This window comes from Crossiella sp. SN42, from assembly GCF_023897065.1.
Taxonomy (GTDB): Bacteria; Actinomycetota; Actinomycetes; order Mycobacteriales; family Pseudonocardiaceae; genus Crossiella.
Genome location: NZ_JAMHIV010000027.1, coordinates 117,777 through 136,553 on the forward strand (window position 1 = coordinate 117,777; position 18,777 = coordinate 136,553).

The 18,777-nt window shown below is 70.9% G+C and carries 17 protein-coding genes; all 17 read right to left on the reverse strand.

Going from position 1 to position 18,777, the window contains the following annotated elements:
* Positions 1 to 14 precede the first annotated feature (14 nt).
* Complete coding sequence (locus M8C13_RS30020; protein WP_252484095.1) at positions 15 to 2,606, reverse strand: aldehyde dehydrogenase family protein; 2,592 nt, start codon at positions 2,604 to 2,606, stop codon at positions 15 to 17.
* Between the two features lie 1,153 nt (positions 2,607 to 3,759).
* The gene (locus M8C13_RS30025; RefSeq protein ID WP_252484096.1) at positions 3,760 to 3,864 is read right to left on the reverse strand and encodes a SapB/AmfS family lanthipeptide; all 105 of its coding nucleotides are present in this window, start codon (positions 3,862 to 3,864) and stop codon (positions 3,760 to 3,762) included.
* An 8-nt stretch (positions 3,865 to 3,872) separates the two neighbouring features.
* Positions 3,873 to 6,428, reverse strand: coding sequence for a class III lanthionine synthetase LanKC (gene lanKC, locus M8C13_RS30030; protein ID WP_252484097.1), 2,556 nt, complete (start codon positions 6,426 to 6,428; stop codon positions 3,873 to 3,875).
* Positions 6,429 to 6,589: 161 nt separating this feature from the next.
* Positions 6,590 to 7,267 carry a response regulator transcription factor gene (locus M8C13_RS30035; RefSeq protein ID WP_252484098.1) on the reverse strand — a complete coding sequence of 226 codons (678 nt, stop codon included), beginning with the start codon at positions 7,265 to 7,267 and terminating at the stop codon, positions 6,590 to 6,592.
* Positions 7,264 to 8,391, reverse strand: a complete 1,128-nt coding sequence (locus M8C13_RS30040) for a sensor histidine kinase (protein WP_252484099.1) — start codon at positions 8,389 to 8,391, stop codon at positions 7,264 to 7,266. The genes M8C13_RS30035 and M8C13_RS30040 overlap by 4 nt, the downstream gene beginning before the upstream one ends.
* A gap of 433 nt (positions 8,392 to 8,824) precedes the next feature.
* Positions 8,825 to 10,864, reverse strand: coding sequence for a transcription termination factor Rho (gene rho / locus M8C13_RS30045; RefSeq protein ID WP_252484100.1), 2,040 nt, complete (start codon positions 10,862 to 10,864; stop codon positions 8,825 to 8,827).
* A 319-nt stretch (positions 10,865 to 11,183) separates the two neighbouring features.
* A complete protein-coding gene (gene thrB, locus M8C13_RS30050) occupies positions 11,184 to 12,113 on the reverse strand; it encodes a homoserine kinase (protein ID WP_374213198.1) in 930 nt (309 codons plus the stop codon).
* A gap of 3 nt (positions 12,114 to 12,116) precedes the next feature.
* Positions 12,117 to 12,653, reverse strand: a complete 537-nt coding sequence (locus M8C13_RS30055; RefSeq protein WP_252484102.1) for a hypothetical protein — start codon at positions 12,651 to 12,653, stop codon at positions 12,117 to 12,119.
* Positions 12,650 to 13,165, reverse strand: a complete 516-nt coding sequence (locus M8C13_RS30060; RefSeq protein ID WP_252484103.1) for a hypothetical protein — start codon at positions 13,163 to 13,165, stop codon at positions 12,650 to 12,652. The genes M8C13_RS30055 and M8C13_RS30060 overlap by 4 nt, the downstream gene beginning before the upstream one ends.
* Before the next feature lie 34 nt (positions 13,166 to 13,199).
* Positions 13,200 to 13,985, reverse strand: coding sequence for a WXG100 family type VII secretion target (locus M8C13_RS30065; protein WP_252484104.1), 786 nt, complete (start codon positions 13,983 to 13,985; stop codon positions 13,200 to 13,202).
* A complete protein-coding gene (locus M8C13_RS30070; protein ID WP_252484105.1) occupies positions 13,975 to 14,313 on the reverse strand; it encodes a hypothetical protein in 339 nt (112 codons plus the stop codon). Before M8C13_RS30070 ends, M8C13_RS30065 begins: the two co-directional genes overlap by 11 nt.
* A 25-nt stretch (positions 14,314 to 14,338) precedes the next feature.
* Entirely contained in the window at positions 14,339 to 14,917 is a 579-nt protein-coding gene (locus tag M8C13_RS30075; RefSeq protein WP_252484106.1) for a hypothetical protein, read from the reverse strand.
* 236 nt (positions 14,918 to 15,153) lie between these two features.
* Positions 15,154 to 15,939 carry an ESX secretion-associated protein EspG gene (locus M8C13_RS30080; RefSeq protein WP_252484107.1) on the reverse strand — a complete coding sequence of 262 codons (786 nt, stop codon included), beginning with the start codon at positions 15,937 to 15,939 and terminating at the stop codon, positions 15,154 to 15,156.
* Positions 15,936 to 17,165: a hypothetical protein gene (locus M8C13_RS30085; protein ID WP_252484108.1), complete on the reverse strand. Its 1,230-nt coding sequence runs from the start codon at positions 17,163 to 17,165 to the stop codon at positions 15,936 to 15,938. Before M8C13_RS30085 ends, M8C13_RS30080 begins: the two co-directional genes overlap by 4 nt.
* A 28-nt stretch (positions 17,166 to 17,193) precedes the next feature.
* Positions 17,194 to 17,508, reverse strand: a complete 315-nt coding sequence (locus M8C13_RS30090) for a hypothetical protein (RefSeq protein ID WP_252484109.1) — start codon at positions 17,506 to 17,508, stop codon at positions 17,194 to 17,196.
* Positions 17,509 to 17,625: 117 nt separating this feature from the next.
* Positions 17,626 to 18,210, reverse strand: a complete 585-nt coding sequence (locus M8C13_RS30095; RefSeq protein WP_252484110.1) for a DUF3558 family protein — start codon at positions 18,208 to 18,210, stop codon at positions 17,626 to 17,628.
* A gap of 20 nt (positions 18,211 to 18,230) precedes the next feature.
* Entirely contained in the window at positions 18,231 to 18,773 is a 543-nt protein-coding gene (locus M8C13_RS30100; protein ID WP_252484111.1) for a DUF3558 domain-containing protein, read from the reverse strand.
* Between the last annotated feature and the right edge of the window lie 4 nt (positions 18,774 to 18,777).

Sequence of the window (18,777 nt, forward strand, 5' to 3'; positions counted from 1 at the left end):
CGTGTGTCCGCCGGTCAGGCGTTGGCCATCCGGTTCTTGCGGGCTGCCGGCAGGTGCTCGGCGACGGCCTTGGAGATCAGCAGCGGCTCGGCCACCCGCTGCCCCTGGTACGCCACGTAGTTCGCGGCCACGCCGTACCCGCCGAACGGCTTGTTGCCGTCGTCGGTGTCCAGCACGGTCAGGTTCACCGACACGATGTGCCGCTTGCCCAGTGCCGCGACCACGTCGGGCGCGTCGCCGTAGACCATCGCCCCCATCGCCCGCTCGTTGACCGTGGGGTGGTTGGCGAAGGCGCGCAGCTGCTGGGTGTTCTGGTAGATCACCACGTTGAAGATCGGGGCGAAGGTCTCCTCGATCGGCATCTTCTTGTTGTAGGGCCGCACCAGGACCGCGGGCTCCAGGTGCCGGGAGCGGAAGTCCAGCCGCCCGCCGGCCACGATGTGCTCGCGGTTGAGCCGCAGGTAGTCCGCGGCCGCCTCGATCGCGGTCTCGTAGTACAGCGGGCCGTAGTCCGCGCCGGGGTCGGTGTAGCTGCCGTAGCGCAGCTCGGAGACCCGCTTGGTGAGCTGGTCCACGAAGGCGTCGGCCTCGTTGGCGTGCACCAGGAACACGTCGGGGGCGAAGCAGTCCTGGCCGGAGTTGAGCATCCGGATGCGCACCGCGTCGGTGACCGCGAGGTCGATGTCCGCGCCCTCGGTCACGATGAACGGGTTCACGCCCTGGCCGAAGAACAGCAGCATCTGGTCATCGCGCAGCTCGGCGCGGACCAGCTCGGCGTTCTGGTACGCGCCGGTGAACACCAGCACGTCCGCCTCGGCCACCGGCACCTCGACGAACTGCCGCTGGCTCAACGTGGTCAGCTCGATGTTGTCCAGCTTGTGCACCGGCGCGAGCAGCTCGTGCAGCCGCTTGGTGGTGCCGGTGACCTGGCTGGACGGCCGGAAGATGATCTCGTCGGTGTACAGCGACGGGATCAGCGTGTAGAGCACGTAGGAGTAGAACAACACGTTGGAGGACATGAAGACCGCCATCTTCGGCACCCGGCCGGGGCGGTAGGCCGAGACCTCCGACAGCGCGCCCTCCAGCGCGCTCAGCCCGGCCTCGACCTCGTCGAGCACGGCCTTGTGGTTGGAGATCTCGGTCAGCACGTCGATCAGCGGCTGCGGGTCGCTGCGGATGAACTCGGCCACCGCGCGCAGGGCGGCCAGCCGCTGCGGGTGCGGCACCGCGGCCAGGTCGGTGAGCCGGGTCAGGTCGGGCTTTCCGTTGTTGTTCAACGGGAACTCGGTGACCACCAGCACCTGGTTGGGCTGCTCGTAGGAGGGCAGCAGCGCGCAGATCTTCTCCCGCCAGTAGCGGGCCTCGCGCAGTTCCGGGTCGGCCACCACGAACACCAGCTGGCTGCCCCGGCGCTCGTCGTCCAGCGCGACCACCTTGACCGGCGCGCCGGCCTCCTCGGCCTTGCGCGCCAAGGCTTCCGGGTAGAGCGTGTGGCCCATCCGGTGCACCGCGTACTTGCGCCCCACCACGTAGAGGTTGCCCTCGGCGTCGGTGTAGCCGATGTCGTTGGTGCGGTAGACGTCCTCGGTGTGCTCGGTGACCGAGCCGTCCGCGGCCAGGTAGCCGGTGAGCTGGCCCGGCGAGCTGACCAGGATCTCGCCGATCTCGCCCGGTGGGACCGCGTTGCCGTCCTCGTCCAGGATCCGCACCACCACCCCGTCCAGCGGCTGGCCGCAGCCGACCGCGTTGCCGGGGGCGGCCAGCGCGATGTTGCCGACCTCGGTGCTGCCGTAGCCGTCCAGCAGGGGCTGGCCGGTGGCCGCGATGAACTTCTCCGCCAGCGCGCGGTCCAGCGGCGCGCCGCCCACGCACCACATCCGCACGTCCCGCAGGCTCGCCGCCGACTCCGGCCTGCGCTCCACCAGCTTCAACATGGTGTGGTAGGTCGCGGGGGTCGCGTCCACCACGGTCGCCCGGTAGCGCCCCGCCATGTCGACCGCGTGGTCCAGGCGGGCGTACGGCGCCACGATCAGCGAGCAGCGGGCCACCCACCACAGCAGCACGAGCGAGAGCCCGTACTGGTGGGAGAAGGGCAGCAGCGGCATGAGGACGTCGGCCTCGGTGTAGTTCATCCGCTGCTGGGTGCGCTCGATGTTGCCCAGGAACGAACGACCGGAGCGGACGATGCCCTTGGGCTCGCCGGTGGTGCCCGAGGACCAGGCGATCAGCGCGTCCGGCCGGGTGAACCAGTCCACAAAGGACAGTGAGCCGCCGAGCGCGGGGATCGACTGCGCCTCTTCCAGCAACCCGTCCAGGCTGATCACGTGGTCGGGGTCCAGCACCGTCAGGTCCTTGCTGACCTCAGGGCGCACCAGCGCCCAGCCCGCCCTGGCGAAGGCGGTGATGCGCGCGGTCTCCTCCGGCGTCTGCCGGTGGTCCACCAGCACGATCGAGGTGTCCAGGTGCACCAGGGCCAGGAGCACGGTGACGTACCCGGCCGAGTTGTCCGCCTTGAGGATCACCCGGCTGCCTGGACACAGCCCTCGTGCGCGCAGCGCCGCGGCCACCCGCAGCGCGTCCTGCTCGACCTCTGCCGCCGATCGCACGGAGTTCGCTGTCACCAACCTGGCTGCCACAGGTTCCACCGCTGGTCTCCCACCCCTCGCCCGGTTTACCCCGGCGTGGCCGCGTCCGTACCCGGAGTACGGACACGCGCGATTGCCTACCGGAGTGTCAATGCGTTACTTTTGATCACGTTGTGTGTCGGCCCGCTGACGGTGGGTTCCCACCCGGGTCAGCAACCCCAGTTCCTCGTGACCCGCCACCGGTCACGGTTCCGAGCCATCAATTCCAGCATTGGTCGGAACACCCACTCAAATTACCGGGGGACCGTCGCGTTTCGACAATGAGAACTTTCTGACGTTCTTCCGGCTGGATAAAACTTCCTGAAGCAAGTACCGGCGCGAGGGCCCCGCGACCGTCCGCACTCGATCGGCGCCTGAGGTACCGCTCGATGGAGGCAGTCCGCCACCCGCGTCTGCGGAGAACCGCCATACCCGTCCTGATCTGCCCCGATCACCGGACGTCCGGCCCGCTGGGCCGCCCGGACCGGCAGACCGGCGTTGACGGGGCAGGCTCGTCCTACCTAGTCCGGTTCACGTCGGGACTAAGCCGTACAGCCCATTAAGCACCCGGCTGAACGGATCAGTCAACCCCGTTCGCGTGTCCCGGAGAGTGTGCAATGCGACCCGCTGACACACATCGCGTTAACTCCGGCAAACCTTTCCCTCGCCCTTGCGACCGACACGAAGTCTATTATTGAACAGACGACCGAATTCCCCGCTTTTCCGGGAAAAGACGTCAAGCCTGTGCAAAGTGTGTCGGCGAATAGCCCACTGCCGGGCGGAAGAACGTGAACCCGCCACCGGCCCCGCGCGGCCTCCTCGGACCGGGCCCCCGGCGGCGCGCACCGGGCTGACCAGGCGCCTCCCACCTGCACGGAAGCGCGGACACCGCGGGCCGGGCGACCGGCGGCCCGGGGACTGCACGGACGAGGCTGGAAGTCCAGCGGCGGCACCGCTGTGGATCAGCGAAGTGAGAGTCGGGCACGTTGCGCCCGCGGGCCCGCAAGGCGGTCGAAGCGGACGCGCCGGGGTACGAGATGTCGATGCGGGCGCGGGATCGGCCCTGGCATAGGTCGGGGGATGCTCCCGGTCGCGGCGAGAGCATCCCCCGATGGCACACACGGTGTGCGGTGGATCACCAGCAGATCAGCAGACTCAGGGTGCTGATCAGGCCCATGCCGAGCTCGGCAGAGCCGTCGACCTCGGCAGGTTCGATGGCCTGCAGGTCAAGAACGTCCATCCGGGTTGTCACCTCCCCTCGCGCACTCGGCCGAACAGGGGCAACGCCCCGGTGGCCACGGTGTGCAGCGCGAGCAGCACACCCGCCGATCCGGTGGCGAGATCGTGGGACAGCCGCAGCAGCGCGTCGCCGGGGAAGGCCAGGCCGCCGCCGTGCGGCACCGCGTGCCAGGCCAGCCTGCTGACGTGCCGGTGCAGCGCGGCGTCCAGCTGATCGGAGTCGACCTCGGGCAGGCCGCGGAGCGCGGCGAGCGCGCAGACCAGCCCGGCCCGGCCGGTGAACAGCCCGCTGTGCACGGTGAACTCGGCTTCCAGCGCCCTGCGCACCGAGGGCAGCGCGCCGAGGAACACCGGGTCCGGCCGCCGCCGCAACAGCTCGGCCATGGCGATGGCGATGCCCGCGGTGCCCGCGGCCAGATAGGGCAGCAGCTTGCGGCCCGCGCGCACGTGCAGCGCGCCGGCGGCGGTCAGCTCGGCGTGCTGGAGGTCCCGGTGCAGCGCGGTGCCCGCCGCGTCCAGCAGCCGGTCCGGGCCGCCCTCGGCGTGCGCGTGGCTGAGGAACAGCGCCGCGCCCGCGCCGCCGCGGCTGAGCCCCGGCAGCCCGAACGGGACCGCCTCCACCCCGGCGAGCACCCGGCCCGCCACCCGGTCGGCGAGGTCCAGACCCCATTCGGTGAGCCAGCTCCGGCCGACCGTGCGGCCCAGGTGCAGCAGGGTCAGCCCGATGCCGGAGAGACCTTCGTACAGGTCCGCGCCCGCGCAGGCCTCGGTGCTCGCGGCGGCCCGCTCTACCAGCTCCAGCGCGGTCCCGGTGTGCCCGAACTCGGCCAGCACCAGCGCGATGCCGTGCCGTCCGGCGAACAGGCCGGGCCGGCCCGCGCCGCGCCGGATCAGCGCGCGCAGCAGCCAGTCCTCGAACTCGGGGAAGCGCCCGCAACCGCTGGTGTGCAAGGCGTGCAGCACCCCGGCCGCGCCGTGCGCCAGGCCGAGCCCGTCCTCGGCGAACTGGGCGATGTCACCCGGGAAGAGCCGGTCGCTGCGCTGCGGGGTGGCCGAGGCCAGGATCGCCGCGGTGATCCGCTCGCGCAGCCGGTCCAGGTCAGCCGGTCCGGTCGGGAACATCGGCGGCACCGCCTCCGCGGCCTCCGGCGGCGGCACCGAGCCCGCGCAGAGCCGGTCGAGGATGGGCCGCACGTACTCCGGCGGCACCGGGAACCGGGCCAGCACGGCCGCGCACAGCGAGCGGACCTTGCCGGGTGCCAAGGCGCACAACGAGTTCAGCGGCAGGAACAGCGCGAGCCGGAGCGCGGCCAGCGCGTAGTGGTCCACGTCGAAGCCGCCGACGCCGGGCGGCGCGGTGTAGCCGGGCGCGCCCAGCGGCGGCCGGGTCGCCGCGTCCACCGGTGCGGCCAGCTCGAAGTCCAGCAGGGTCACCCGGCCGTCCGGGCCGACCATCACGTTGTTCGGGTGCAGGTCGCCGAAGACCACGCCACGCTCGTGCAGCGCGGCCACCGCGGCGGTGACCTTGTCCACGATCTCCAGCGCCCACCGGGTGTACGAGGCCACCTCGGCCTCGTCCGCGGCCGCCCCGGCCAGCGGGTAGCGGCGGACCAGCTCGGTGGCCAGCGGCACGCCCTCGACGTGGCTGAGCGCGAGGAACTCGTGCTCCCAGCAGCGGAACCGGCCCAGCACCTCGGGCACGCCGGGCAGTCCGGCCAGCAGGGTGAGCATGTCGTGCTCGTTGGCCAGCCGGTGCACCGCGTCGTGGCCGTCGGTGTCCAGCCCGGCGTGCGGGCGGCCCTCCTTGAGCACCACGGTGCGCCCGGTCGCCGGCTCCTCGGCCAGGTAGACCCCGCCCGCGTTGGAGAAGTGCAGCGGGCGCAGCACCCGGTAGGGCAGCGCGGCCCTGGCCCGGCGACGGTCCAGGTGCGGTCGCAGCACCTCCGGGATGGCCACCCAGGACGGCGGGCTGAACCGGGGGCCGCGCTCATCCGGCACCAGGTTGCCCTCGGGGTCGGCCAGCGCGGGCACCAACTCGCCGCGCGCCGACTGGCAGTACCGCTCGGTGAAGGCGCCGTAGCGCACGTAGAGCGGGCCCTCGCCGAAGCGCAGGTCGTTGAGGATGTACGGGCCGGGCCGCCCGGCCAGCCGGGGGCCGAGCCTGCGCAGCTGACGGGTCAGCTCGGTCTCGTCGGCCGGGTAGAGCGTGATGAACTTGCCGCTGGAGCCGCGGGCGGCGTACTTGGCGTTGTGCGCGAGCACCGCGGCCCTGCTGTCCAGGAACTTGAACGGCACCCGGTGCAGCAGGCAGTCCTCGGCCACCGCCGCCAGCACCTCGGCCGCGCCGTCGGGGGTGGCCGAGACGTGGATCTTCCAGCCCTGCTCGGGCGTGGCCGCGCCCCTGGGGTGCAGCATCACCCAGGACTCCCGCCTGCTGCGCCGCCACTGCGGCGGCAGCGGCGCGCTGACCAGCGGGTACCGCTCGACCGCGGCGGTGCGGTGGGCCGGCGAGTCGTAGAAGTAGCGGTCGACGAAACAATACTTCTCATATTCGACTTCAATCATGCCGGCACACCTCCCCAGTTATTTCTAGATTTTCCCCTCGATCCAGAAATAAACCCTACCCCGCCGCAAATGTTTCTCAATAGCCCACGCGGTCTACCTTTTCCGCCACGAAAGTCGCGCACCCGTTCTGGCGTGCAACTTTAGTCGCAAGCAATCCGTTGCTACTCGGGGGAAATCGAGACCAGCCCGGTCCGGTATGCGAAGATGGCCAGCTGAACACGATTGTCCAGGTCCAGCTTGGCCAGCACCCTGGTCACCCGGCTCTTGACCGAGGACTCGGTGGTGTCCAGCTTTTCCGCAATCGCGGCATTGGACCAACCGGTGGCCACCAACTTCACCACATCGATCTCCCGCTCGCCAAGCAGGTCAATTCCCTTGGCGACCGCCGGATCGGGTTGCACCATCCGGTGCACGGTGTGCTCGATCAGGCGCAGGGTCACCGCGGGCGAGAGCATCGCATCGCCGCGGGAGACCACCCGGACCGCGTGCGCCAGCTCATCCGGCGAGGTGTCCTTGCGCAGGAACCCGCTCGCTCCGGCGGCCAGCGCGGAGTAGACGTGGAAGTCGGAGTCGAAGGTGGTCAGCATCAGCACCCTGGGCCGGGGCGCGGGCCCGGTCCACTCGCCGAGCAGCCGCCGGGTGGCCGCGATGCCGTCCAGCTCGGGCATCCGCACGTCCATCAGCACCACGTCGGGGCACAGCTCGGCCGCCCTGGCCAGCGCCGCGCCGCCGGTGGCCGCCTCGCCCACCACTTCCAGGTCCTCGCGCAGCGAGAGCAGGGTGGACAGCCCCGCCCTGACCACCGCGTCGTCGTCGACGAGCAGCAGGCGAATGGTCACGAGGCGCTCCGCAGCGGGATCCGCGCGTCCACCACGTAACCGCCGTCCGGCGCGGCCGCCGAGCTCAGCTCACCGCCCAGCCTGGCCACCCTGGCCTGCATGCTGAGCAGGCCGAGCCCGCTGCCCGGCACCGAGGGCAGCCGGGCCGCCCTCGGCGGCTCGTTGACCACCCGCAGCCGCAGCGCGTCCGCCTCGGCGTCCACGCCCACCTCGATGCTCACCCTGGTCGGCGAGGCGTGCTTGACCACGTTGGTCAGCGCCTCCTGGAGCACCAGGAAGCCCTCCGCGCCGACCTCGCGGCTCATCGAGCGCGGCAGCTCGGCCACCGAGAACTCCACGTCGTTGCCCGCGTTGCGCACCGCCGAGGCCAGCCGGGTCACCCCCTCCGGCCCACAGTCGGCCCCTTCGGGCGCGTCGGCGATCCCGCGCAGCAGGTTCTGCAGCCGGACCATCTCGGTCATCGCCTGCCTGCTGGACTCGCGGATCTGGTTGGCCGCCAGCACCGCCTGCGGGTCCCGCCTGGCCAGCAGCTCCTCGAAGACGTGCGTCTGCACCGACAGCGCGCTGAGGTGGTTGCCCACCACGTCGTGCAGGTCCAGCGCGATCCGCTCGCGTTCGGCGCCCACCGCCGAGCGCACCTCGCGGGTGCGCCGCTCGCGCTGCCGGTGCACGCTGCGGCGCAGCGAGCCCACGTGCGCGGCGAAGCGGTGCTGGTGGCTGCCGATCAGGTAGGCCAGGCCCACCGCCAGCGCCGCCACCAGCCAGTCCGCCAGCTGGATCTGCGCGGTGTACATCAGGCTGACCACCACCGCGTGCGCGCCGCCCCAGCCGGCCACCACCCAGGCCACCCAGGGCCGGTGCCGCCGGGCGCCGTAGCGGCCCAGCGCGTGCGCGGCGACGAACAGCGGGATCACCCCGGTCGCCTCCGGCGCGCCGATCGCCGCCCTGGCCAGCACCATCGCGCCCACGATCAGGAAGACCACCACCGGCCTGCGCCTGCGCAACAGCAGCGGCAGGGTCACCCCGTAGGCCGCCAGCGCCCCCGCGGCCAGCCGCCAGGGCTGCGCGGGCACCAGGAACAGCGCGAGCAGGTCCAGCGCCCCGAGCACTCCGACCAGGAGCACGTCAGGGGCTTTGCGCTTCGCGCCGCCCGCCCACACCGACAGCCGCCTCCCACTAGACGCCCGTGTCACCGTTCCGCCCACCACTCCCAGTAGGTAAATACCTGGCATGCATACCGCGCAACCAGCCAAAACAGAAGCCGTCACCTAAACGGCCCAATGCGTTTCCGGTCTCCGCGACTACCCATGCCGCCTTTCGGTCAGGGCTGATCAGCCCATTGGACTACTGCACACGCTGCCAACCGATCCATCGTCAGCCGCTGACTCCCGGGCAGCGCTGTTGGCGATCGGCTAACTCGGCGGATTTGTCGACTCCCAAAAAGCATCGTTCTGGGGCAACAGCGCGAACGGGTCACAATCGGGTCGTCCGTTCGGCGACAAAAAAGCGGGCGCTCCCGGCCATGGCCGAAAGCGCCCGCTTACTTACTGACGAGTATCAGTCGTCGTTCGTTCCCGGGGCGTTCTTGGAGACCGTCATCAGGAACTCGATGTTCGTGCGGGTCTTGCGCAGACGGTCCAGCAGCAGGTCGATGGCCTGCTGGTCGTCCAGCGCCGCCAGCACCCGGCGGAGCTTGATGGTGACCGCCAGCTCGTCAGGGGAGAGCAGCAGCTCTTCCTTGCGCGTGCCGGAGGCGTCCACGTCGACCGCCGGGAAGGTCCGCTTGTCGGCGATCTTGCGGTCCAGCTTGAGCTCGGCGTTGCCGGTGCCCTTGAACTCCTCGAAGATGACCGTGTCCATGGTGGACCCGGTCTCCACCAGCGCGGTGGCGAAGATGGTCAGCGAACCGCCACCCTCGATGTTGCGCGCGGCGCCGAGGAAGCGCTTGGGCGGGTACAGCGCGGTGGAGTCGACACCACCGGACAGGATGCGGCCCGATGCCGGGGCGGCCAGGTTGTAGGCGCGGCCCAGACGGGTGATCGAGTCCAGCAGCACGACCACGTCGTGACCCATCTCCACCAGGCGCTTGGCGCGCTCGATGGAGAGTTCGGCCACGGTGGTGTGGTCGCCCGGCGGCCGGTCGAAGGTCGAGGCGATGACCTCGCCCTTCACCGAACGCTGCATGTCGGTGACCTCCTCAGGCCGCTCGTCCACGAGCACGACCATGAGGTGGCATTCCGGGTTGTTCGTGGTGATCGCGTTGGCGATCGCCTGCAGCACCGAGGTCTTGCCCGCCTTGGGCGGGGAGACGATCAGCGCGCGCTGCCCCTTGCCGATCGGCATCACCAGGTCGATGACGCGCGTGGTGAGGATGTGCGGCTCGGTTTCCAGCCGCAGTCGCTCGTTCGGGTACAGCGGGGTCAGCTTGGTGAACTCCGGACGGCCGCGGACGGCATCCGGCTCCAGGCCGTTGATGGAGTCCACCCGCACCAGCGGGTTGAACTTCTGCCGCTGCTGCTCCCCGTCCCGGGGCTGGCGCACCGCGCCGGTGATCGCGTCGCCACGGCGCAGGCCGTAGCGGCGGACCAGCGACAGCGAGACGTAGACGTCGTTGGGCCCGGCCAGGTAACCGGAGGTGCGGACGAACGCGTAGTTGTCCAGCACGTCCAGGATGCCCGCGACCGGCAGCAGCACGTCGTCCTCGCGGACCTCCGTGTCACCGCCGCCACCGCCCCGGCCGCCGCGCTCCCCGCGGTCACCCCGGTCAGTGCCGCCGCCGTCGCCATCCCGGCCACGGTTGCGCCTGCGGTCCCGGAAACGGCGTCCCCGCCGCCCCCTGCCGTCCTCGTCCTCGTCGTCCTCCACACCCTGCGGCTGACCCTGGGACGCGGCGCGCTCGCCCCGGTCCCCACGGTCACCACGATCGTTGCGGTCGTTGCGGTTGCGGTTGCGGTCGTTCCGGTTGCCCCGGTCGCCCCGCTCCCCGCGCTCGCCGCGTTCCTGCCGCTCACCGCGCTCTTGACGCGGTTGCTGCTCGGCCGGCCGCTCCCGCTGCTCGGTGGCAGCGGCGGCGGGCTGCTCCGCCTGCTCGACGGGCTTGTCGGCCTGGACCTGCTCGGGGGCGCGCTCGCGGGGGTTCCGCTGCTCGCCCTCCGGGCTCCCGGCCGGACGGGTGGCCGCCCGACGGCGGCGGTTGCGCCGGGCGTTGTCGCCCCCGGCGTCGCCCTCACCAGCCGCGTTGTCCGCGGCAGCAGGGGTGGCGGCGGGCGCCGGTGGGGCGCTCTCCACCGCGGCGGCCTTCGGCGCCGGGGTGCTCTCGGCACCCAGCGCCAGCTGGCCGGTCTCGGCCTTGGCCGGCTTGGCAGCCTCGGCGCGTGGCGCCGAACCGCCGCCTTGCCGCTCCTTGATGGCAGCGATCAGATCGCCCTTGCGCATCCCACTGGTGTTGCCGATGCCCAGCTCACCAGCGAGCTGACGCAGCTCGGCGAGCACCATCCCGGAAAGGCCGCCACGACGTCGAGTCGCCGTGCCATTGGCCGAAGGGCTGGCAGCGGTCGTCTCGACCGCGTCGCCGCCCAGTAGTTCGGTTTCGCTCACGAATGTCCTTCCTGACCGGTCCCCGCCTCCTACGTGGACCAGCGGACTTGCCGCCCGACGGAACGCGGGACAGCAGGTCGTCCAGTACCGGTGAGAAGACTCGGCACGGGACTGTCAATCACCGCCTCGGTGTACCCGTCAGCGTGGATTCCGCCCTGGACGGATCGGAACCTACTTCAACGGGGATGCGACCCGGGAACGAGGCCCGGGAACGGCACCGGCGACCGTGCGCGCGGTGACTGATTGCCTCTGAGGGTAGACCCCGGGTCAGCACGGTGCAACAACCGGGTCGGTCGTGGCGTGGCGGGAAGGGCCTTGGCTACCTCGGCTTTGCTCCCTCAGACGGGTTGGCCGGACCCCCGATCGGTTCCACCACCACCCCGCCCTGGTCGATCGGCAGGGCCATCGGGGTGAACCCGGACAGGTCCGCCTCTTCGGGCAGGTGACCACCGCGGGGGAAGGCGATCACGGTGGGTCCCGCCCCGGAGACCATGGCCGGCACCCCGCTGGCCCGCAACGAGTCCACCAGCGCCATGGTCGCCGGGAAGGCGGGGCGGCGGTACTCCTGGTGCAACCGGTCCGCGGTGCCGGGCAGCAGCAGCCAGGGATCGGTGGTCAGCGCGTAGACGGCCAGCGCCGAGCGCCCCGCCGCGAAGGCCGCGTCCCGGAGCGGAACCAGCTCCGGCAACAACCCGCGTGTGGTCTTCGTCTCGGACCGCGTTTCCGGCACCAGCACCACCGGTGAGAGCTCCTCGTGCGGCTCCAGCCGGATGGCCTGGTACTGCTCGTCGTCCTGCCAGGCGATCACGATCCCGCCGTAGACACTGGCCGCGGCGTTGTCAGCATGCCCCTCGAACTCCGCGGCCAGCTGCAACACCCCGTCATCCAGCTCCCGGTCCGCCAACGCGAACCCAGCTGCCACCCCGGCCACCGCCGCCGCCGCGGAGGACCCCAGCCCCCGAGCGTGCGGAATCCGGTTCCGGCACACCAGCTCCAGCCCCACCCCGCGCACCCCGCACCGCTCCAGCGCGGCCAGCGCCGCCCGCACCACCAGATGCCGCCCATCAGCGGGAACCGAGTCAGCGCCCTGGCCCTCGACCCGCACCCGGACCTCACCGGCAGGCGCGACCCGCACCTCCACCTCGTCGTAGAGCGCGAGCGCGAGACCAAGGGAGTCGAACCCCGACCCGAGGTTCGCCGTCGACGCGGGCACCGTGACCCGCACACCAGTTCCGATCCGCACCCGCACACCCTAGATCAGGCGCGGAGGCCCCCATCCGGCCCTGACCGCCTGCTCCACCTGGCCCTCCAGCTTGCGCACCATGTCCAACGGCAGGCTCGCGCACACCCAGCAGAGGTAGAGCATCGGGACCGGGAGGATCAGCAGGACGTGAAAAGCTCCGCCGGCGATCCAGGGCACCACGACGGCGGGCACCACGGCGAGGGCCGCGAGGCCGCCGATCGTCCAGGAGCCGACGGCCGCGGCCCGGCGGCACCGGCGCATCCTGGCCAGGTCGACGTGGTCCCTGACCACCAGCCGGCGGGCCCAGACCAGGAAGACCACCGGCCACAGCGGGCCGACCGGGAAGACCGGGAGCGCCCACTTCCACATGCCGCCGAGGCTCCCGATTGCCGGCGAAGCCTCCAGCAGCATCGCCAGCCCCGCCACCAGCGAGCACCCACCCACCAGGGCCAACAGCACGCTCACGCCGGTCCAGTGCTGCCTGGTCTCGCTCGCACCGCGCACGAACACCCAGGCCACGGGCGGTGCGGGCGGTCCGGGGTTCACGACAGCCAGCCGTGCTCGGTGCGCGCCCGCTCGGCCTGTTTCACACGTCTGAGGAGCGAGGCCGCGAACAGGTACGGCATGGGCAGGCACATCACGGCCACCCCGCTCATGCTCACCTGGGCTGTCGCCGCTGAGCCCGCCATCCCGGCCCTGGCTTGCTCGAGCGCCAACAGCCCGATGACCACACCGGTCAGGGACAGCAGGACCGTGACACCGGCGAACCAGGCGTACAGCGTCCGGAGTCGGCGGAGCAACGGCAGGTTCACGTGGTCGGCCCGGATCGTCTGCCGCAGCAACAGCAGGAGCAGTCCAGCCGCCAGCAACAGGCTCACCAGGAACACCGCCTGCGCCGTGACGAACCGCGCGGGCCAGGAACCTTCCGGGTAATCGGTGGGGCCCAGTGTGACGCCCAGGAACCACACCAAAAGGGCCGGTAGACACAGGAAGATCGCCATGCCGAGCGCCGAACCCCGGGTCCGGTGGGCGCCCAGCAAGAACCGCCACTCGGTCATCCAGCGCGCCCGGTGAGCTGGTCAATGGCCGTCATCAGCTGGGTTCCCATTGACTGTCGTCCCCGTCCTTGACGCTGGCATCGGCCAATCGTGCCGGTACCACCTTCGGCCAGGAGCCATCCGGGTACGCCTTGCCACCAGCGACGAGTTGCATCAGCTTTGCCCGCTGCCCGGCTGAGGCTGTCTGGAACTTGGTCAATGCCTGGGTGATCGAGGTCATGGCGTCCGAGAACGCGCTGGCCGCCTCGATGGCCAGGCCAAGACCAATTGGGAGGGTGGCCACGCCCGCACAGGCAGCGATGGCCAATGTCAACTTCCACAGCAGGGTTTTCAGCGCGGCTGCGAGCGCGGCCCAGAACGACTCCAACGCCGCCGCTGCGTCCACCAGGGAGGTGTGCAGCCCGTCCGTGATCGACTTGATCACCGACAGCGCCTCGTTCTGCAGCGTCACCGCGTCGCTGTACGCTTTCGCGGCTTTACCGCTCCACTCGTCGTTGGTGGCCAGTCGCTCCGCGCGCAACGCGCCTGCCAGCTGGTCGGTGACGGCACCAACGTGTCTGGTCCAAGCCTCGCCGGTAGCGCGGAGAGCGGCCGGTGAGCCCGGGCGGTCGAAGATCGAGTTGAGCTTGTCGACCGCCGCACTCGCCTCAGTCCCCAGCACACCTTGCTGTGACAGCGCATATTGGATCGCCAGGGGCGGTGAGAACCCCATCAGCGCCCCGATGCAGCTCCGCACTGTCTCAACATCGCGGATGACCTGGCGCTTTCCCTGCTCGATGGCTTGCAGCGACATCTCGAAGACCGGGTCCTCATGCGCCATGGCGATCACCCCCGGCCCGCTTGAGTTCGTGGGCTCCTTCGGCGTCCTCGCGCTCGTAGGTCGCGGCCACTTGCAGCAATGTCGAACCAATGCGCTCGAACTCGGTGTGCGCGCCGGTCAACAGGTGCTCGAGCTTGCTCCGGATCGTGGAGTAGGACGAGGCCAGCTCCGATCCGAGCAATACCGAGAAGTCCTGTTCGGTCAGGATGAACCTGCTCGCGCGTTCGGCGGCGGTGCGCATCTCCTCAGCCGCGGCTGACCATCGTGCCGCGTCCGACCGCAATGCGTCGAGTGCGACGCTGATCTTCGGATTTCCCCACGGGTACATCGCTCCCCCTTCTGTGAAAACCGGCTCAACCGCCCAGGCCCAGCGCCCGGAGCAGGGCCTGTGGGTCACTGCCGAGCTCCACGAGGCGGGCTACGGACGCGGGCGGGGCGATGGCGGCGTGCGCCGTCCTGCGCTGGGCGTCCTGGAACGCGCTGAGCACGGTGACCCTGATCTCGGTGTGCCGCGCCGTGTGCAACCAGGCCGGTTCGAGCTCGACCGCGGTGAAGCCGTTGCCGCCCAATGAGACGGAGACCACGCCATTGGCCGCCACACCGGTCGTCGGCGTCTGGGCGGCCTTGGTCAGCTCGGCCCGGTACTGCTCCAGCTCGGTGTCAAACCGGGCCAGGAGGTGCTGTAGCTCCTGTTTGAGCCCTCGCGCCACCACTCCTGCCGGATCCCCGCCCGCGTCTCCCAGTGCCGCGGCGGGCTGGGCGGGCCCCGATGGTCTGGGCGCACCCTCGGCCAGCTGCGCGGTGACCCGCTCGAGCAGGGCCGTGTTCGCCGTGGTCCTGAGCAGCTCGCCGAGCTCGCGCGGTGGCACCGAGTCCCGCCACCGTTCAACGATGGTGACGTCCACCACGAGCCCCGACTGGTCCACCGTCACCTGGACTGGTGGCTCATCCCGCGCCGGCTCCGCGTCGCGCGGCTCCCCCTGGTCTTGCCGTGCTCTGGGCCGTTCTTCCTCGTCCCAGTCCTCAGTGAACTTGCTCAGCCAGTTATCGCCGGACGGCGACATGCATCCCCCTGCGGTCCGGACCGACGCCTCCCCCAGGTCGGTCCGCGACCGAACTTAGAGGATCAACGTCGATCCGGCACCCGAACTCCGGGAAAGACACCGGATCAGCGGTCCACGACCTCGGCCAGCAGGCTGTCGAGTTGTTCGGCGACCTTGCGGTTGTCCACGCCGAAGAAGTTGATCCAGCCGTTGCGTTCCCGGCTGCCGATGCGGCCTGCCTGGATGTCGAAGACGTTGAGCACGCTGCTCGCGCGCAGGCTGCGGCCGTACTGGTCGCGGGCGGTGGCGCCGAACTGGGCGTACAGGGTGCGGTCGGCGTCGCCGATTTCCCACAGGAGCTGGGCGTCTTCTGGGCGGACGCCTCGGCTGGTGAGGATCTGGACGAAGGCCTTGCCCTGGTCGGCGGCCTGGCTGACCGCGGACTCCAGCACGTCGGCGGCGACGGTGACCGAGCCGACGCGGCCCGGTGGGGGCTGGGGCAGCAGGCCGGCGGCCGCGGGGGCCAGGCCGGTGCTGCGGACCCAGCCGAAGCGGTACCGGTCGCCGTCGTGCACGGCCAACACGCCGGTGTCGCCGACGGCCGAGCAGAGCGCCTTGACCTCGGGCAGGATCTGCTCGCCCACCCGCCAGGAGAACCGGATGTCGATGGACCGGTTGGGGCGGGCCAGCAGGACCAGCAGGTCCTCCAGTTCCACGTCCAACCGGCCGTCCTCGGCGCGGCCACGCTGCTCAAGGGACGACCAGGCGAGGCGGCGGAAGTGCGCGCGTTCCTCGTCGGTGACGCCGTGGGACAGCGTGTTCAGCTCGGTGGGCTTGTCGCCCAGTCGCAGGTGCTCCCAGAGGACCTCGAACTCCAGTGCGTTCAGTTCGAGGTCGAGTGAAACGGTCACAGGCCCGGACGCTCACCGATCACCGGCGGCGCGACCAGCGTGCCCTCGCCGAAGATGTCGTCGGTCTCGATGAGGTAGTCAGGACGCTTGTGCTCCTTGTCCTCCTCGCCGTTGGCCCGCGCGCCACCGCCCATGGGACCGCCCATGCCGGGCGCGCCACCACGGCCACCGGGACCGAAGCCGCTGCCGGGACCGCCGGGGCCACCCGAGCCGATGCCGCCCATGCCGCCGGGGCCGAAGCCGGGGCGCATGCCCGCCGAGCCTGAGCCGCTGCCGGGGCCGAAGCCACCGGGCATGCCGCCGACCGGGACCGGGCCGAAGCTCGAACCGCCCCCGGGGCCGGAAGTGGGCACCGGGTTGTTCATCGGCAGCGGCTGGTTGACCACCGGGGACGGGATGACCCGGTTCGGGTCGACCTGGTCGTTGGGCAGGTTCCGGTTCCAGTCGTCGTTGCGGCGGTTGTCGATCGGGTCCCGGTCGTCGGGGATGCCGTCGCCGTCCCGGTCGCCGGGGCGGTTGTTGTCCCGGTTGTTGTTCCGGTCGTCGACCGGGTCCCGGTCGTCCGGGATGCCGTCGCCGTCCCGGTCGCCGACCACCACACCGCGCCGGGTCGGGTCGGACTGGTCGAAGTTGCCGCCGCGCCGGGTCGGGGTGGCGACCGGGTTGCCGACCTCGGACTTGCCGCCGCCGGAGGCGCCGACGCCGACGTCGATCGGGTCGGGCGCGACGAAGACGGGCAGGTTCGAGGTGGAGGAGAGCACCGTGGACTCGTAGCCGCGCATGGTCTCGCGGGCCTTGCGCTCGGCGTTGTCCTTGTCCTGCTGTTCCTGCTGCTTGTCGGTCATCCCGCCGGTGAGCGAGGCCCAGCCGCGGGAGATGAAGTTGTCACTGGAGGTGACCTGCTTGGCGGGCTCGATCTTCTTCTGCGTGTCGACGAAGGTGTTCGTGCTGGTCGACGAGGTGGTCCGCATCAGGTCGGCCATGCTGGAAGCCTCAGTGGCCCACTGGTGCGCGGGCGAGACGCGCTCCTGCATCTGGTCGAAGGACTTGCCCTGCATGACGCCGGTGGCGGCCTCGAAGGCCTTCTTCACGTTCTCGCCGATCCGGCCCAGCCGCTCGGCCTGCTTCTCCCAGAGCAGATCACGACTGCTCAGGGCATAGTGCCCACGGCCTTCGTTGATCATCTTGTGGATCTGCTCGTGGCTGTACGCGTCCCAGTTGGTCATGTCCTCACCCCAGTTGTGCCCGTGCGGCTCAGGCCCGCTTCATGGAGGAGCGGTTGGCCTGCTCCTGACGCTCGTAGTCCGCGAGACCGCTCTTCAAGTTGGTGATCATCGCCTGGATGGAGGCGATCAACTTGTCGGCGGCGGCCACGAGCCCGGTGGGGCCGGTGGCGGGCAGGTCGAGACGCTTGGCCAGCTCGATGCTCGCGGGGTCGTTGGCGGGCGCCTCCTGGATGCCGATCGCCGCGGTGTACTCCCGCAGGTCCTTGGCCTCTTCCAGCTCGGCTTCCAGCTTCGCGATCAGCCCCGGCACCTCGGCCGGCTTGATCATCACTCGATCCGCCATGGGTTCCCTCCAGCAACGTCCTCCCAGACGGGACCTAGGATGTCACAACCCATGACGGCGGTTCCCCGCTTTGTCCACAGGTGAGCCAGCTCACATGACATTCGCAAATTCGGCGGATCAAGTCTTCGCCGGGAGCTTCTCGATCACCGCGCTGAGCACCTTCTCGGCGAACCCGCAGGCGTCCGGGGTGACCGCGGGCATGGTCTTGTACGAGGTGAAGTAGGAGCGCAGCGTCTCGGTGTCCGAGATCGCCGTGAAGACCATGCAGCCGCGCTGGTCAGCGCCGTCCAGGGAGCGCACGGACGGGTAGCCTGCGACCTTGCCGACCTCCAGGCCGGAGCCCGCCTTGGGGGCCTCCGCGCCGAACTTCTTCAGCAGGGTGTCCCGGTAGAGCTCGACCCGCACCTCGGCGCGGCTGTTGGCGTAGTTGCTCCAGGCGCAGCTGGCCGCCGCGGGCTTGGGCTTGTCCGGCAGGCCGAGGCTGCTGAGCTGGGCCGCGGGCAGGATCTCGCAGGGCGCGGTGCGGAAGGCGCCCTCCACCGTCTTGGGCTGGGTGGTGACCTTCGTCCAGTCCCCCGCGGCCGCGGCCGAGGTGGTCGGGGCCGGGGGCTGCGTCGGCGCGGGCGCCTCGCCCCCACAGGCGGTGACCAGCACCGCGGACAACACCACCACGGACCCGAGCAACCAACGTCGTACCGTCACGGCAGCGAGCATACGGAGGTTCAGCTGCCCGCGGGCAGCTTCCCGATGACTGCCTCGGCCACCCGCTGGGCGCTCCCGCAGGCGTCCGGGACGGCCTTCGGCGCGCTGAAGGCCACGTGCAGCGCCTCGGTGGCCGACACCCCGATCCGGAACTCGCAGCCCCGCCCGTCGCCGCCCTCCTGGGCGCGCACCGCCGGGTAGCCCGCGACCTTGACCACGGACACGCCCGCCGAGCCGGGCTCCCGGTCGTAGCGCTGGGCCAGCGACAGCGGGTCCAGCTCGACCAGGACCGCGGTGCCGCTGTCCTGGTCCCGCCAGGTGCAGCCGGCCGGGTCCGCCTGCGCGCTGGTGACCGGGGGCGAGGGCAGGCCGAGGTCGCGGCGCTCGGCCTCGGTCAGCGTCTCGCAGGGGTTGACCCGGAAGTCCTTGTCCACCGACTTGGGGCTGGCGACCCTGGTCCACTCCTTGACCACCGCGCTGGTCTCCGGCCCCGGCGGCGCGTCGGTGCAGGCGGTCAGGCCGGTCCCCAGCACCGCGAGCAGCGCCCAGCGGCGGAGAGCCATCGCG

Bases quoted from the DNA above. Each gene is read 5' to 3' on its own strand.
- M8C13_RS30025 (WP_252484096.1), bottom strand. From the start codon at position 3,864: ATGGACGTTCTTGACCTGCAGGCCATCGAACCTGCCGAGGTCGACGGC.
- lanKC (WP_252484097.1), bottom strand. From the start codon at position 6,428: ATGATTGAAGTCGAATATGAGAAGTATTGTTTCGTCGACCGCTACTTC.
- M8C13_RS30060 (WP_252484103.1), bottom strand. From the start codon at position 13,165: ATGACCGAGTGGCGGTTCTTGCTGGGCGCCCACCGGACCCGGGGTTCG.
- M8C13_RS30065 (WP_252484104.1), bottom strand. From the start codon at position 13,985: ATGGCGCATGAGGACCCGGTCTTCGAGATGTCGCTGCAAGCCATCGAG.
- M8C13_RS30070 (WP_252484105.1), bottom strand. From the start codon at position 14,313: ATGTACCCGTGGGGAAATCCGAAGATCAGCGTCGCACTCGACGCATTG.
- M8C13_RS30085 (WP_252484108.1), bottom strand. From the start codon at position 17,165: ATGACCAACTGGGACGCGTACAGCCACGAGCAGATCCACAAGATGATC.
- M8C13_RS30090 (WP_252484109.1), bottom strand. From the start codon at position 17,508: ATGGCGGATCGAGTGATGATCAAGCCGGCCGAGGTGCCGGGGCTGATC.
- M8C13_RS30100 (WP_252484111.1), bottom strand. From the start codon at position 18,773: ATGGCTCTCCGCCGCTGGGCGCTGCTCGCGGTGCTGGGGACCGGCCTG.